The sequence below is a fragment of the Azotobacter tropicalis genome (assembly GCF_059739045.1).
Genome location: NZ_AP046059.1, coordinates 3,945,353 through 3,959,416 on the forward strand (window position 1 = coordinate 3,945,353; position 14,064 = coordinate 3,959,416).

14 protein-coding genes and 1 pseudogene are annotated in these 14,064 nt (G+C 66.4%); 14 read left to right on the forward strand and 1 reads right to left on the reverse strand.

Going from position 1 to position 14,064, the window contains the following annotated elements; translation table 11 throughout:
- The first annotated feature begins 65 nt into the window (after positions 1–65).
- The 10 genes from rpsP (at position 66) to Atro_RS18710 (ending at position 7,836) form a co-directional block, all read left to right on the forward strand.
- Complete coding sequence (rpsP, locus tag Atro_RS18665; RefSeq protein ID WP_497924665.1) at positions 66–317, forward strand: 30S ribosomal protein S16; 252 nt, start codon at positions 66–68, stop codon at positions 315–317.
- Between the two features lie 7 nt (positions 318–324).
- Positions 325–861: a ribosome maturation factor RimM gene (rimM, locus tag Atro_RS18670; RefSeq protein ID WP_497924666.1), complete on the forward strand. Its 537-nt coding sequence runs from the start codon at positions 325–327 to the stop codon at positions 859–861.
- A 2-nt stretch (positions 862–863) separates the two neighbouring features.
- Positions 864–1,607, forward strand: a complete 744-nt coding sequence (trmD, locus tag Atro_RS18675) for a tRNA (guanosine(37)-N1)-methyltransferase TrmD (protein WP_497924668.1) — start codon at positions 864–866, stop codon at positions 1,605–1,607.
- A 42-nt stretch (positions 1,608–1,649) separates the two neighbouring features.
- A complete protein-coding gene (gene rplS, locus Atro_RS18680) occupies positions 1,650–2,000 on the forward strand; it encodes a 50S ribosomal protein L19 (RefSeq protein WP_497924670.1) in 351 nt (116 codons plus the stop codon).
- A 144-nt stretch (positions 2,001–2,144) separates the two neighbouring features.
- Positions 2,145–2,576, forward strand: coding sequence for an acyl-CoA thioesterase (locus Atro_RS18685; protein ID WP_497924673.1), 432 nt, complete (start codon positions 2,145–2,147; stop codon positions 2,574–2,576).
- A gap of 75 nt (positions 2,577–2,651) precedes the next feature.
- Positions 2,652–3,548, forward strand: coding sequence for a site-specific tyrosine recombinase XerD (xerD, locus tag Atro_RS18690; protein ID WP_497924674.1), 897 nt, complete (start codon positions 2,652–2,654; stop codon positions 3,546–3,548).
- 66 nt (positions 3,549–3,614) lie between these two features.
- The gene (locus tag Atro_RS18695) at positions 3,615–4,349 is read left to right on the forward strand and encodes a DsbC family protein (RefSeq protein WP_497924677.1); all 735 of its coding nucleotides are present in this window, start codon (positions 3,615–3,617) and stop codon (positions 4,347–4,349) included.
- A gap of 146 nt (positions 4,350–4,495) precedes the next feature.
- Entirely contained in the window at positions 4,496–5,800 is a 1,305-nt protein-coding gene (locus Atro_RS18700) for a homoserine dehydrogenase (protein WP_497924679.1), read from the forward strand.
- A gap of 78 nt (positions 5,801–5,878) precedes the next feature.
- On the forward strand, positions 5,879–7,288 hold the full coding sequence (thrC, locus tag Atro_RS18705; protein WP_497924681.1) for a threonine synthase: 1,410 nt from the start codon (positions 5,879–5,881) through the stop codon (positions 7,286–7,288).
- Positions 7,289–7,551: 263 nt separating this feature from the next.
- Positions 7,552–7,836 (forward strand): DUF3509 domain-containing protein, encoded by a 285-nt coding sequence (locus tag Atro_RS18710; protein WP_497924683.1) that lies wholly within the window; start codon positions 7,552–7,554, stop codon positions 7,834–7,836.
- Positions 7,837–7,912: 76 nt separating this feature from the next.
- Here the strand turns inward: Atro_RS18710 and Atro_RS18715 are convergent, their stop codons facing one another.
- Positions 7,913–9,112 carry a CaiB/BaiF CoA transferase family protein gene (locus Atro_RS18715; protein ID WP_497924685.1) on the reverse strand — a complete coding sequence of 400 codons (1,200 nt, stop codon included), beginning with the start codon at positions 9,110–9,112 and terminating at the stop codon, positions 7,913–7,915.
- Between the two features lie 144 nt (positions 9,113–9,256).
- Between Atro_RS18715 and Atro_RS18720 the strand changes: the two are divergent.
- The 4 genes and pseudogenes from Atro_RS18720 to Atro_RS18735 all read left to right on the forward strand — a co-directional run bounded on the left by Atro_RS18720 (position 9,257) and on the right by Atro_RS18735 (position 14,030).
- Positions 9,257–10,401: pseudogene (locus Atro_RS18720) on the forward strand (GGDEF domain-containing protein).
- 67 nt (positions 10,402–10,468) lie between these two features.
- Entirely contained in the window at positions 10,469–11,008 is a 540-nt protein-coding gene (locus Atro_RS18725) for a YaeQ family protein (protein ID WP_497924686.1), read from the forward strand.
- An 83-nt stretch (positions 11,009–11,091) separates the two neighbouring features.
- On the forward strand, positions 11,092–12,801 hold the full coding sequence (gene recJ / locus Atro_RS18730; RefSeq protein WP_497924687.1) for a single-stranded-DNA-specific exonuclease RecJ: 1,710 nt from the start codon (positions 11,092–11,094) through the stop codon (positions 12,799–12,801).
- Between the two features lie 122 nt (positions 12,802–12,923).
- Positions 12,924–14,030, forward strand: coding sequence for an NADH:flavin oxidoreductase/NADH oxidase (locus Atro_RS18735; protein WP_497924688.1), 1,107 nt, complete (start codon positions 12,924–12,926; stop codon positions 14,028–14,030).
- The last annotated feature ends 34 nt before the right edge of the window (positions 14,031–14,064 follow it).

The following is a 14,064-nucleotide window of genomic DNA, read 5'->3' on the forward strand; positions in this document are numbered from 1 at the left end:
CTTTCGGGCCATGAGCCCAGTGCGCAATCTGGTTTTGCAGCACCGACTACAGGAACGATGTTCACATGGTAACCATCCGTCTTGCCCGTGGCGGCTCCAAGAAGCGCCCCTTCTACCACCTGACCGTGACTAACAGCCGCAACGCCCGCGACGGTCGTTTCGTCGAGCGCATCGGCTTCTTCAATCCGGTTGCCTCGGGTGCCGAAGTCAAGCTGTCCGTGGATCAGGAGCGTGCCAGCTACTGGCTGAGCCAGGGCGCCCAGCCGTCCGAACGCGTTGCCCAGCTGCTCAAGGAAGCGGCCAAGGCGACTGCCTAAGTTCGCTATGGATACGACGCCTGCATCCGCCGACGAGCTGATCGTTCTCGGCAAGATCACTTCGGTGCATGGCGTCCGTGGGGAAGTGAAGGTCTATTCCTTCACCGATCCGATCGACAACCTGCTGGACTACCATCGCTGGACGCTCCGGCGCGGTGATGAGTGGCGGCAGGCAGAGCTGGTTCGTGGCCGCCTGCAGGGCAGGGTGTTGGTAGCCAAGCTGAGGGGGGTCGATGATCGCGACGAAGCGCGTGCCTTGGCGGATTTCGAAATTCTCGTCCCTCTCGCTCAGCTGCCCCGGCTGGAAGCGGGTGACTATTACTGGCATCAGCTCGAAGGCCTGCGGGTAGTCGACCAGGCGGGTCGCTTGCTTGGCAGGGTCGATCATCTGCTGGAAACCGGCGCCAACGACGTGCTGGTGGTCAAGGCCTGCGACGGTAGTCTGGATAATCGCGAGCGCCTGCTGCCCTATACGCAGCAATGCGTGCTGCAGGTGGATCTGGCGGCCGGGGAGATGCGGGTGGACTGGGATGCGGATTTCTGAGCATGCAGGTCGAAGTCATCAGCATCTTTCCGGAGATGTTTGCCGCCATCCGTGATTTCGGCATTACCAGTCGAGCGGTCAAGCAAGGGCTGCTCAGGCTCAACTGCTGGAATCCTCGGAGCTTCACGGAGGATCGTCACCAGACGGTGGACGATCGTCCGTTCGGTGGCGGCCCGGGCATGGTCATGAAGATCCAGCCTCTGGAGCGGGCACTGGCTGCCGCCAAGGCCGCAGTCGGGGGACGGGCGAAGGTGATCTACCTGTCGCCGCAGGGCCGCCAGTTGAAGCAGCAGGCGGTGCGTGCGCTGGCCCAGGAGGAGGCGTTGATCCTCATCGCTGGCCGTTATGAAGGAGTCGACGAGCGTTTCATCGAGGCGCACGTGGATGAGGAATGGTCGATCGGCGACTATGTCCTGTCCGGCGGTGAGCTGCCGGCCATGGTGCTGATCGATGCGGTTACACGGTTGTTGCCCGGTGCGTTGGGACATTCCGGCTCCGCCGAGGAGGACTCGTTCACCGATGGCCTGCTCGATTGCCCGCACTACACCCGACCGGAGGTGTACGAGGGAAAGCGTGTTCCTGAGGTGCTGCTAAGCGGCAATCACGAGCACATCCGGCGCTGGCGTTTGCAGCGGTCCCTTGGGCGGACCTGGGAGCGCCGCGCCGATCTTCTGGATAGCCGCTCGCTTTCTGGAGAAGAGCAAAAGCTGTTGGCGGAATACCTTCGCCAGCGGGACGATAGTTGACGTATCGATGGCGGACCGGGGGTCTGCCTTAGGAGCATTCAGATGACCAACAAGATCATTCAGCAGCTCGAAGCCGAGCAGATGAGCAAAGAGATTCCGGCCTTCGCCCCGGGCGATACCGTGATCGTGCAGGTTAAAGTGAAGGAAGGCGATCGCCAGCGTCTGCAGGCTTTCGAGGGCGTGGTCATCGGCAAGCGCAACCGCGGCCTGAACAGCGCTTTTACCGTGCGCAAGATTTCCAACGGCGTGGGCGTCGAGCGTACCTTCCAAACCTACAGCCCGCTGGTCGACAGCATTTCCGTCAAGCGTCGCGGTGACGTGCGCAAGGCCAAGCTGTATTATCTCCGCGACCTGTCCGGCAAAGCAGCACGTATCAAGGAAAAGCTCTCCTGATCGGGGTTTTTCTCTTCGAAAAAGCAGCCGAAAGGCTGCTTTTTCGTTTGCGCGCGTCGGGCGGGCGCCTAGTCCTGCCTTGCAGCGCACAAGAACAACATCCCGCCAGTGGCAGCCACCTATTTTTTATCAGGAAGTAGTGGCATGACCCCTAGAGAGCAAGAAATCCAGCGTCGGATCGCCTTATCCGAGACCCGCATCACCAAAGCGGTCTTTCCGTTCACCACCAACCACCATAACACCCTGTTCGGCGGCACCGCGTTGGGCTGGATGGACGAGATCTCGTTCATCACTGCGACGCGCTTCTGTCGTCTGCCGACCGTCACGGTTTCTTCGGACCGGGTCGATTTCAAGCATCCGATTCCCGGCGGCTCGATCGTCGAGCTGGTCGGCCGGGTAACACAAGTCGGCAACACCAGTTGCAAGGTCGAGGTGGAGATCTTCGTCGAGGGCATGTATTGCGGCAGCCGCGAGAAGGCGATCACCGGCGTGTTCAGCTTCGTCGCCATCGACGAAGACAAGCGGCCGCGGGCGATACTGCCCGATTTCCCCATCGAGAAGGACGAGGCCGCCTGAGTGGAATGTCGTCGCCAGCAGGCTGAGATCGGCCCGCTGGCGGCACTTCTCTGTCCGTCTTGGCAAGGAGACGTCATGTCTGCCGTCGAACATCCCCAGATCGAGCGTTTTCTCGAAGCCCTGTGGCTGGAGAAGGGGCTTTCGGCGCATACCCGGGCGGCCTATCGCAGCGATCTCGAGCTGTTCAACGGCTGGCTGCGCGAGCGCGGCCTGGAACTGCTCGAGGTGGGGCGCGAGCTGATCCTCGATCATCTGGCTTGGCGGGTCGATGCCGGCTACAAGGCACGCTCCACGGCGCGCTTCCTGTCGGGCCTGCGCGGTTTCTTCCGCTACCTGCTGCGCGAGGGGGCGATCGCCAGCGATCCGACCCTGCAGGTAGATCTGCCGCAGCTGGGCCGCCCCCTGCCAAAATCCCTTTCCGAAGCCGACGTCGAGGCGCTGCTGGCGGCACCTGAAAGCGCTGAGCCGCTCGGGCTGCGCGACCGAGCCATGCTCGAGCTCCTGTATGCCTGCGGCCTGCGCGTCAGCGAATTGGTCGGCTTGCGCCTGGAGCAGCTGAACCTGCGCCAGGGGGTGGTGCGGGTATTCGGCAAGGGCAGTAAGGAGCGTCTGGTGCCGCTAGGCGAGGAGGCCATCGCCTGGCTCGAGCGCTATCTGGCCGAGGCCCGGCCGTGGTTGCTGGCTGGCAGACCGAGCGACGTGCTCTTTCCCAGTCTGCGTGGCGAACAGATGACCCGGCAGACCTTCTGGCACCGTATCAAGCATCACGCCCGGGCGGCGGGAATCGGCAAGAGCCTGTCGCCGCACACCCTGCGCCATGCCTTCGCTACCCACCTGCTCAACCACGGTGCCGACCTGCGCGTGGTGCAGATGCTCCTCGGCCACAGCGATCTGTCGACCACCCAGATCTATACCCACATCGCTCGGGCACGCCTGCAGGAGCTGCACGCGCGGCATCATCCGCGCGGCTGATACACCGTCCGGTGTGCCATGCCTATGATAGGCTCTGCCCATTCGCACCATCCCTCCGGAGTATCCATGCGCGTTTCCTTCCTTTTTGCTGCCGCGGCTCTCAGCCTGGCAAGCACTCTGGCCCTGGCGGCCGACCCCGATCAGGCCATTCGCAAGGCCCTGCAGCAGATGCAATCAGGGCTGCCGGTCGAGTCCATCGCCGAGAGTCCGATGGCGGGGCTCTACCAGGTCCAGCTGAAAGGTGGGCGGATGTTCTATGCCAGTGCCGACGGCCAGTTCGTTATGCAGGGTTACCTGTATCAGCTCAAGGACGGCAAGCCGCTCAATCTCACCGAGAAGGCGGAGAGCCAGGCCGTGGCGAAGACCATCAACGGCATACCGGCCAGCGAGATGGTGATCTTTGCGCCCAAGGAGCCGAAGACCCATATCACCGTTTTCACCGATACCGATTGCGGCTACTGCCAGAAGCTGCACAGCGAGGTGCCGGAGCTGAATCGGCTTGGTGTCGAGGTGCGCTATGTGGCCTTCCCGCGCCAGGGCATCGGTTCCCATGGCTATGGGGACCTGGTCAGCGTCTGGTGTGCCAAGGACCGCCAGGCGGCGATGAACAAGGCCAAGGCGCGCGAGAAGGTGCCGGCGGCCACCTGCGACAACCCCGTGGCCAAGCAGTTCGAGCTGGGCCAGATGATCGGCGTGCAGGGTACTCCCGCCGTGGTGCTGGCCAACGGGCATATGATCCCGGGTTATCAACCGGCTCCGCAGCTGGCCAAGCAGGCCATAGCCGCCCAGGCGACCAACTGACCCGGTAGCCGTCAAGGCGTACCGCCGGCACCCTGCGGGCGGTGCGCCAATTGACTAAAGGCCGAGTGCTTCGTAATGTGCGGCTCTTTTCTCTGCGGCCGGGGCATGCCCGGTCGTTTTCTGCGGTGAAGATGGGGAGTTTCAGCGTGAAACCGGTCAAAGTAGGCATCTGTGGACTGGGTACCGTCGGTGGCGGCACCTTCAATGTGCTCAAACGCAATGCCGAGGAGATCGCCCGTCGTGCCGGGCGCGAAATCGAGATTGCCCAGATCGCCATGCGCAGCACCAATCCGAAATGCGATATCGCCGGCACCCCCATCGCCGCCGACGTTTTCGAACTGGTCGACAATCCGCAGATCGAGGTCGTCGTCGAGCTGATCGGCGGCTGCACCCTGGCCCGCGAGCTGGTGCTCAAGGCCATCGACAACGGCAAGCATGTGGTCACCGCGAACAAGGCGCTGATCGCCGTGCATGGCGACGAGATCTTCACCAAGGCCCGCGCGAAGGGTGTGATCGTCGCCTTCGAGGCGGCGGTGGCCGGCGGCATCCCGGTGATCAAGGCGATCCGCGAAGGGCTGGCCGGCAACCGCATCAACTGGGTGGCCGGCATCATCAACGGCACCGGCAACTTCATCCTCAGCGAGATGCGCGAAAAGGGGCGGGCCTTCGCCGACGTGCTCAAGGAAGCCCAGGCGCTCGGCTATGCCGAGGCCGATCCGACCTTCGACGTGGAGGGTATCGATGCCGCCCACAAACTGACTATTCTCGCCTCGATCGCTTTCGGCATTCCGCTGCAATTCGACAAGGCCTATACCGAAGGTATCTCCAAGCTGACCAGTGCCGACGTCAACTACGCCGAAGCGCTGGGCTACCGCATCAAGCACTTGGGTATCGCCCGACGTACTGCCGAAGGCTTCGAGCTGCGCGTGCATCCGACGCTGATTCCGGCCGACCGTCTGATCGCCAATGTCAATGGCGTGATGAACGCGGTGATGGTCAACGGCGATGCCGTGGGCTCGACCTTGTTCTGCGGCGCCGGTGCCGGCATGGAGCCGACCGCCTCGGCGGTGGTGGCCGACTTGGTGGATGTGGTCCGCGCCATGACCTCCGACCCGGAGAACCGCGTGCCGCACCTGGCCTTCCAGCCCGACGCGCTGTCTGCCCACCCGATCCTGCCGATCGCCGCCTGCGAGAGCGCCTATTACCTGCGCATCCAGGCCAAGGACCACCCGGGCGTATTGGCCCAGGTGGCGAGCATCCTCTCCGAGCGCGGTATCAACATCGAGTCGATCATGCAGAAGGAGGTCGAAGAGCACGACGGCCTGGTGCCGATGATCCTGGTCACCCACCGGGTCCGCGAGCGTTGCATCGACGAGGCCATCGCCGCCATGGAGGCGCTCGAGGGCGTGGTCGGCAAGGTCGTCCGTATCCGCGTCGAACAGCTCAACTAATCCGCTATAAGCCGCCCGCCGCCAGTTGCCCGATTCGCTGCGGCCCGGGCCGGCGGCCCGAACCGAAGGTTTGCACCCATGCGCTACATCAGCACCCGCGGCCAGGCGCCGGCCCTGAATTTCGAAGACGTGCTGCTGGCCGGCCTCGCCAGCGACGGCGGCCTCTACGTGCCGGAAAACCTGCCGCGCTTCACCGTCGAGGAGATCGCCTCCTGGGCCGGCCTGCCGTACCACGAGCTGGCCTTCCGGGTGATGCGCCCGTTCGTCGCCGGCTGCATCGCCGACGCCGACTTCAAGCAGATCCTCGAGGAAACCTATGGCGTGTTCGCCCACAAGGCGGTCGCTCCGCTGACCCAGCTGGGCGCCAACGAGTGGGTGCTCGAGCTGTTTCAGGGGCCGACCCTGGCGTTCAAGGACTTCGCCCTGCAGCTGCTCGGCCGCCTGCTCGACCATGTGCTGACCAAGCGCGGCGAGCGCGTGGTGATCATGGGGGCGACCTCCGGCGATACCGGCTCGGCGGCCATCGAGGGCTGCAAGGCTTGCGACAACGTCGACATCTTCATCATGCACCCGCACAACCGGGTGTCCGAGGTGCAGCGCCGGCAGATGACCACCATCCTCGGCGACAACATCCACAATATCGCCATCGAAGGCAACTTCGACGACTGCCAAGAGATGGTCAAGGCCAGCTTCGCCGACCAGGGCTTCCTCAAGGGCACCCGGCTGGTGGCGGTCAACTCGATCAACTGGGCGCGGATCATGGCCCAGATCGTCTACTACTTCCACGCCGCCCTGCAGCTCGGCGCGCCGCACCGCTCGGTGGCCTTCTCGGTACCGACCGGCAACTTCGGCGACATCTTCGCCGGTTACCTGGCGCGCAACATGGGCCTGCCGGTCAACCAACTGATCGTCGCCACCAACCGCAACGACATCCTGCACCGTTTCATGTCCGGCAACCGCTACGACAAGGACACCCTGCACCCGTCGCTGTCGCCGTCCATGGACATCATGGTGTCGTCCAACTTCGAGCGTCTGCTGTTCGATCTGCACGGCCGCAACGGGGCCGCCGTGAGTGCGCTGATGGACGAGTTCAAGGCTACCGGCAAGCTGGCAGTGGAGGATGATCGCTGGACCGAGGCGCGCCGGCTGTTCGACTCGCTGGCGGTGGACGACGAGCAGACCTGTGCCACCATCGCCGAGGTGCACGGCGAAACCGGCTACCTGCTCGACCCGCACACCGCGATCGGCGTCAAGGCCGCCCGTGAGTGCCGCCGCAGTCTAGTCCTGCCGATGGTGATCCTCGGCACCGCGCATCCGGTCAAGTTCCCCGAAGCGGTGGAGAAGGCCGGCATCGGCGCCGTCCCGCAATTGCCGCCGCACCTGGCCGACCTGTTCCAGCGCGAGGAGCGCTGCACGGTGCTGGCCAACGATCTGAAGGCGGTGCAGGCCTTCGTCAGCCAGCACGGCAATCGCGGCAAACCGCTATAAGGTGCGCTGCTGGCTTCTGAGGCCCGCTGACGTTCGAGCAACGAAGCCGCCCCCGACAGGGGGGCGGCTTTTTTCTTTCATATTCCCTCCGTAGCCTGTCCAGGCATCGCTGGCCGGCCATGGCGACCGCTCGCGGGTCTCTTCGCTGCCCATGAGCGCCGTGCCCCGATGCCTTAAGAACAAGGCCGGGCGGAAACTTTCCGCGTGCTGGCAAGTCATTTGCAGGCTGTAAGCAGCCTTCTCATCACCTGAGGTGTTTGGATATGGAGAGCACGCGTGCGTTGCTGGTCGAGGCGCTGGCGCCTTACAAGATCGATATGGGAGCGGTTCGCCCGGATGGAGGTCGGTTGCTGACGTTGCGAAATGGCGCCGGCGAGGTCCTGATCGAGCGTCTGCTCCGTCCGGTGCAATTGATGGACAAATGGTTGCTCATCGATGTGGTGGATGGTCTCCATCGTGACCTGCGTATCCTCGAAGGGCGCCTCTCGCCCAAGGTGATCGCGGCGCTGGAGCGGGGGCAATGCGCCCGGCAGAGCGCCGTGTTCTGAGCCGGTGAGCGACGAAAGGCCCCGTGACGACTGCGGGGCCTTGCGTGTGGGGCTCCGGGCAGGGCAAGCCCGGCGGTCAGACTGCTCCGTTTTCGCGCAGGGCGGCGATCCGCTCTGCACTGTAACCGAGCGCCTGCAGCAATTCGGCCGTGTGCTCGCCCAGCGCCGGCCCCACCCAGTCCGCCGAGCCGGGTGTCTCCGACAGCTTGGGCACGATGCCGGGCATCTTGAACGGCTTGCCGTCCGGCAGGCGCGCGGAGAGGAACATCTCGCGGGCGAGAAACTGCGGGTCGGCGAGCATGTCCTCCACCGAATAGATGCGGCTGGCCGGCACCTCGGCGTGGTTGAGCAGGGCCAGGGCCTGGTCTGCCGGCAGCGATGCCGCCCAACGGTCGATCACTCCGTAGAGTTCGTCGCGACGCGCATCGCGACCGGCATTGTCGGCGAGCGTCGGGTCGTCGGCCAGATCAGGACGGCCGATGGCCTGCATGAAGCGCCGGAAGATCGCGTCGCCGTTGGCACCGATCTGCAGGTGACGCCCGTCGGCGCAGGTGTGGATGGAGGAGGGCGTGATGCCCGGCATGATGTTGCCGCTACGCTCGCGGATGAAGCCGAACACGTCGAACTCCGGTACCAGGCTTTCCATCATGGCGAACACCGCCTCGTACAGCGCCACGTCCACCACCTGGCCCTGGCCGCCGTTGACCTCGCGATGCCGCAGCGCCATCAGCGCGCCGATCACCCCCCACAGCGCGGCGATCGAGTCGCCGATGGAGATGCCGGTGCGCACCGGCGGACGGTCCTCGAAACCGGTAATGTAGCGCAGGCCGCCCATCGACTCGCCGACCGCGCCGAAGCCCGGCTGCTCCTTCAGCGGCCCGCTCTGGCCGAAGCCGGACAGGCGCACCATCACCAGCTTGGGATTGAGCGCATGCAGTTCTTCCCAGCCGAGACCGAGCTTTTCCAGCACGCCGGGGCGGAAGTTCTCGATCAGGATGTCCGCATCGGCCAGCAACTGCTTGAGGATCGCCAGGCCGTCCGGATGCTTGAGGTTGAGGGTGATCGACTTCTTGTTGCGTGCCTGCACGAACCACCACAGCGACGTGCCCTCGTAGAGCTTGCGCCACTTGCGCAGCGGGTCGCCGCCGTCGGGCGACTCGACCTTGATCACCTCGGCGCCGAACTCCGCGCAGAGGCGCGCGGCGAAGGGGCCGGCGATCAAACTGCCGAGCTCGATCACCTTGAGGCCGGCGAGCGGTTTGCCAGGGCTGGGCATGGAATGGGTTCCGTCGGCTGGGCGATGCGGCGACTCTAACCCGTGCTGTCGTACCCGAACAGTCCAGGCGTGGCCTTCAGGTTCTGGCGCCCTGCCGGCGGCACACGTAAAGTTCCGCCTTCCGGTCCCGGCTCCGGCCCGCCCATGATCCTGCATCTGCCCACTCTGCTGCTGACGGTTATCTACGTGCTCACCCTGCTGGGCCTACTGATGGTGCATGCCTGGTGGCGCAGCGATAGCGAGTCGACCCTCGGCTACATGGCCAGCACGCTGCTGCTGGCCGCTTTCGGACTGCTGCTGGGCTGTCTGCGCGGCATCGGGATCGACACCCTGTCCATCGTGCTCGGCAACATGCTGTTGCAACTGTCGGGGGGCTGGGATGGACGGCTTCGCGCGCGTTCGCCGGAAGGCCGGCCTGTTGGCCGGGAGTCCTGGCCGGGGTCCTGCTCTGGGGGCTGCTCTGCCTGTGGCCGACATTTCTGGCCTCGCTGCCGCTGCGGGTATCGGTCAGCAACCTGCTCGTCCTCCTCTACACCGCCCTGGCGGCCTGGGAGCTGTGGCGTGTCCGGGCGTCCCTGACGGTTTCCGTCGTGCCGGCATTGGGGCTGATGGGCGTGCACGGCGCCTTCTACTGCCTGCGTCTGCTCTTCGACCGCGGCGATTCCATCGGTCAGTCCTGGAGCGAAAACGGCGCCAGCTTCATGGCCTGGCTGGTGCTGGAGGCCTTTCTGTTCGCCAATGGCATCGCCTTCGTTACCCTCGCCATGGTCCGCGAGCGCGCCGAACAGCGTTACCGCGCAGTGGCCTATCGCGATCCGCTCACCGATATCGGCAACCGTCGGGCCTTCACCGTCGGCGGCGAGGCCCTGCTGGCCCGCTGCGCCGCCGAGGGGCGGCCGGTGATCCTGCTGCTCTGCGACCTCGACCATTTCAAGCGGCTGAACGATACCCATGGGCATGCCATGGGCGATGCGGCGCTGGTCGCCTTTGGGCGCCTGCTGGCGCTGGGCATCCGGCAGCAGGATATCTGTGGACGCATCGGGGGCGAGGAGTTCGCCTGCCTACTGCCCGGAGCCAACGAGGCGGTGGCGCTACAGGTGGCCGAGCGCATCCGTCAGGCCTGCAGCGATCTGGTGCTGGAGCCGGCGGTGCGCGTCAGCGTCAGCATCGGCATCGCCTCCACGGTGCAGGCCGGCTACGAACTGTCGCGTCTGCTGGCGCTGGGCGACCAGGCGTTGTACCGGGCCAAGGCCAAGGGGCGCAACCGGGTCGAGTGCTTCGCCGACTGAGCGCTGCAGCCCGCGTCCCGGATTCGGGGTACACTTGCCGCCCCTCGGACCGGACCGGACGCCTGCCATGGCCCTGCAAGCCACCCCCTACAAAGTCGAACTCAACCTCACCGACCTGGATCGCGGGGTCTACGAGAGCCTGCGTTTCACCGTCGCCCGGCATCCCTCGGAGACCGAGGAGCGCCTGGCCGTGCGGCTGATCGCCTATGCCCTCTGGTACGACGAGCAACTGGCCTTCGGTCGCGGCCTGTCGGACGTCGACGAACCGGCGTTGTGGCAGAAGAGCTTGGACGACCGCATCCTGCACTGGATCGAGGTCGGCCAGCCGGATGCCGAGCGCCTGACCTGGTGCTCGCGTCGCGCCGAGCGGGTCAGCCTGCTGGCCTATGGCAGCCTGCGGGTCTGGCAGGGCAAGGTGCTGGAGGCGGTGAAGGGCCTCAAGAACCTCAGCGTGGCGGCCGTGGGGCAGGAGGCGCTGGAGGCGCTGGCCCGCGACCTGCCGCGCTCGCTCAGCTGGAGCGTGATGATCAGCGACGGTGCCTTGTTCGTCACCGACGAGCGCGGCCAGCACGAGATTCCCCTGGAGTGGCTGCTCGGCGAGCGCTGATCGGCGTTTTTCCATGGGGGCGGGGCTACCCGCCAGGCTTCGAATCCGGCGGGCTGTTCCCGCCCTGCAGAATTACGATTTCAATGCGCATCGAACCCCGCCCGCTGCCCGAACCGCTGCCCGACCTGGGCGACCTGCCGCCGCTCTTGACCCGCCTCTACGCCGCCCGCGGCGTGCAGACCGCTGCCGAGCTGGACAAGGGGCTGGCACGCCTGCTTCCTTACCAGCGGCTCAAGGGCATCGAGGCGGCGGTGGAACTGCTGGTCGAGGCGCTGCACGAGCGCCGGCGCATCCTCTTCGTCGGCGACTTCGACGCCGACGGTGCCACCGCCAGCACGGTCGGCGTGCTCGGTCTGCGCCTGCTCGGCGCGGCGCAGGTCGACTACCTGGTGCCGAACCGTTTCGAGTACGGCTACGGACTGACCCCCGAGATCGTCGCCGTGGCTCTGGAGCGCCGGCCCGAGCTGCTGGTGACGGTGGACAACGGCATCTCCAGCCTCGACGGGGTGGCCGCGGCCAGGGCCGCCGGCCTGCGCGTGCTGGTCACCGACCACCACCTGCCGGGCCGCGAGCTGCCGGCGGCGGACGCCATCGTCAATCCCAACCAGCCGGGCTGCGGATTTCCCAGCAAGGCCATGGCCGGCGTCGGGGTGATCTTCTACGTGCTGCTGGCGCTGCGCGCCCGTCTGCGCGAGCTGGGCTGGTTTGCCGGGCGGAGCGAGCCGAACCTGGCCGAACTGCTCGATCTGGTCGCCCTGGGCAGCGTCGCCGACGTGGTGCCGCTGGATGCCAACAACCGCATCCTGGTCCACCAGGGGCTGGCACGCATCCGCGCCGGACGGGCACGGCCGGGGCTGCGCGCGCTCCTCGAGGTGGCCGGGCGCGACCACCGGCGGATCACCTCCACCGATCTCGGCTTCATTCTCGGGCCGCGGCTCAATGCGGCCGGGCGGCTCGATGACATGTCCCTCGGCATCGAGTGCCTGCTCTGCGAGGACGAAGGGCTGGCCCGCGACATGGCGGTGCAGCTCGACCAGCTCAACCAGGACCGCAAGGCCATCGAGCAGGGCATGCAGCGCGAAGCCCTGGCCCGGCTCAAGGAGCTGCCGGTCGAGGCGCTGCCCTTCGGCCTCTGCCTGTTCGAGCCGGACTGGCACCAGGGGGTGATCGGCATCCTCGCCTCGCGCCTCAAGGAGCGCTACCACCGTCCGGCCATCGCCTTCGCCGATGCCGGCGACGGCCTGCTCAAGGGATCGGCGCGCTCGGTGCCGGGCTTCCACATCCGCGATGCGCTGGATGCGGTGGCGGCCCGCCAGCCGGGACTGATCAGCAAGTTCGGCGGGCATGCCATGGCCGCCGGACTGTCGCTGCCGCAGGCGAACTTCGCCGCCTTCGCCGCGGCTTTCGACGCCGAGGTGCGCCGCCAGCTCAGTGCCGACGACCTGACCGGGCGGCTGCTCTCCGACGGCCAGCTCGGCGTCGAGGAGTTCCACCTCGACCTGGCCCGCGCCTTGCGCCAGGCCGGTCCCTGGGGCCAGCACTTCCCCGAGCCGCTGTTCCACGGAGTGTTCCAGATCGTCCAGCAGCGCCTGCTCGGCGAGCGCCATCTGAAGCTGGTGGTGCGCAGCGACTGCGGCGCCGTGCAGCTCGACGCCATCGCCTTCAACGTCGACCGCGAGCAATGGCCGAACCCCACGGTACGCTGGGTCGAGCTGGCCTACCGGCTGGACGTCAACGAGTATCGCGGGCAGGAGAGCGTGCAACTGGTGGTGGTGCACCTCGCGGCGCGCTGAGCAGGCTCGCCGGGCGTGCCGGTCTTCTCGCTTCGGTGGCGCATGTGCGCCAGAACGAAGGCCCGGTCCCGTCTAGAGTTGTTGGAGTATGACCATTCGTTAGGATCCAAGGGAGTGTTGCCATGAGCCTGTTGTTCGAGCCCCTGACCCTGCGTCAGCTGACCCTGCCCAACCGCATCGTGGTATCGCCGATGTGCCAGTACTCGGCCCGCGACGGGCTGGCCAACGATTGGCATCTGGTGCATCTGGGCAGCCGCGCGGTGGGCGGCGCGGGGCTGGTGATCGTCGAGGCCACCGCGGTCGCCGCCGAGGGCCGGATCTCCGCCCAGGATCTCGGCCTCTGGTGCGACGAGCAGATCGAGCCGCTGCGCCGGATCACCGCCTTCATCGAGGCCCAAGGCTCGCTGGCCGGCGTTCAGTTGGCCCATGCCGGGCGCAAGGCGAGCGTCTGGCAGCCCTGGCTGGGTCGCCCGGGCAGCGTGCCGCCCGCGGAGGGCGGCTGGATTCCGGTCGGTCCCTCGGCGATTCCCTTCGATCCCCGCCACACCGTGCCCCGCGCGCTCGACGAGGCCGGCGTCGGCGAAATCGTCCAGGCCTTCGTGCGCGCCGCCGAGCGCGCCCTGGCCGCCGGCTTCAAGGTCGCCGAGCTGCATGCTGCCCACGGCTATCTGCTGCATCAGTTTCTCTCGCCGCTGTCCAACCAGCGCCGGGACCAGTACGGCGGCAGCTTCGACAACCGCATCCGCCTGCTGCTGGAAGTGACCGAGGCGGTGCGTGCCGTGTGGCCCGCGACCCTGCCGCTGTTCGTCCGCCTGTCGGCCACCGACTGGGTGGAGGAGGGCTGGAACCCGGAGGAGACGGTGGAGCTGGCCCGGCGCCTGAGGGCGCTGGGCGTCGATCTGATCGACGTGTCCTCCGGCGGTACTGCGGCGACCGCGGAGATTCCCATCGGCCCGGGCTACCAGACCCGCTTCGCCGAGCAGGTGCGTCGCGAGGCGGAAATCGCCACCGGCGCGGTGGGCATGATCACCGAGGCGGCACAGGCCGAGCACATCCTGCGCACCGGTCAGGCCGACCTGATTCTGCTGGCCCGCGAGCTGCTGCGCGATCCCTACTGGCCGCTGCATGCCGCGGACTTTCTCGGCGACAAGACAGTGCCCTGGCCTGCACAGTACGTGCGGGCCGCGCATCGTGATACGCCGTTTCGCGAGCCCGGCGAGCTCGACTGACGGTGCCGGTTTCGCTTCTCGACCTAGAGGAGAC

What these genes read in the sequence shown, in the direction of transcription:
- rpsP (WP_497924665.1), top strand. Translation starts at nt 66, where the DNA reads ATGGTAACCATCCGTCTTGCCCGTGGCGGCTCCAAGAAGCGCCCCTTC.
- rimM (WP_497924666.1), top strand. Translation starts at nt 325, where the DNA reads ATGGATACGACGCCTGCATCCGCCGACGAGCTGATCGTTCTCGGCAAG.
- trmD (WP_497924668.1), top strand. Translation starts at nt 864, where the DNA reads ATGCAGGTCGAAGTCATCAGCATCTTTCCGGAGATGTTTGCCGCCATC.
- rplS (WP_497924670.1), top strand. Translation starts at nt 1,650, where the DNA reads ATGACCAACAAGATCATTCAGCAGCTCGAAGCCGAGCAGATGAGCAAA.
- Atro_RS18685 (WP_497924673.1), top strand. Translation starts at nt 2,145, where the DNA reads ATGACCCCTAGAGAGCAAGAAATCCAGCGTCGGATCGCCTTATCCGAG.
- xerD (WP_497924674.1), top strand. Translation starts at nt 2,652, where the DNA reads ATGTCTGCCGTCGAACATCCCCAGATCGAGCGTTTTCTCGAAGCCCTG.
- Atro_RS18695 (WP_497924677.1), top strand. Translation starts at nt 3,615, where the DNA reads ATGCGCGTTTCCTTCCTTTTTGCTGCCGCGGCTCTCAGCCTGGCAAGC.
- thrC (WP_497924681.1), top strand. Translation starts at nt 5,879, where the DNA reads ATGCGCTACATCAGCACCCGCGGCCAGGCGCCGGCCCTGAATTTCGAA.
- Atro_RS18710 (WP_497924683.1), top strand. Translation starts at nt 7,552, where the DNA reads ATGGAGAGCACGCGTGCGTTGCTGGTCGAGGCGCTGGCGCCTTACAAG.
- Atro_RS18715 (WP_497924685.1), bottom strand. Translation starts at nt 9,112, where the DNA reads ATGCCCAGCCCTGGCAAACCGCTCGCCGGCCTCAAGGTGATCGAGCTC.
- Atro_RS18725 (WP_497924686.1), top strand. Translation starts at nt 10,469, where the DNA reads ATGGCCCTGCAAGCCACCCCCTACAAAGTCGAACTCAACCTCACCGAC.
- recJ (WP_497924687.1), top strand. Translation starts at nt 11,092, where the DNA reads ATGCGCATCGAACCCCGCCCGCTGCCCGAACCGCTGCCCGACCTGGGC.
- Atro_RS18735 (WP_497924688.1), top strand. Translation starts at nt 12,924, where the DNA reads ATGAGCCTGTTGTTCGAGCCCCTGACCCTGCGTCAGCTGACCCTGCCC.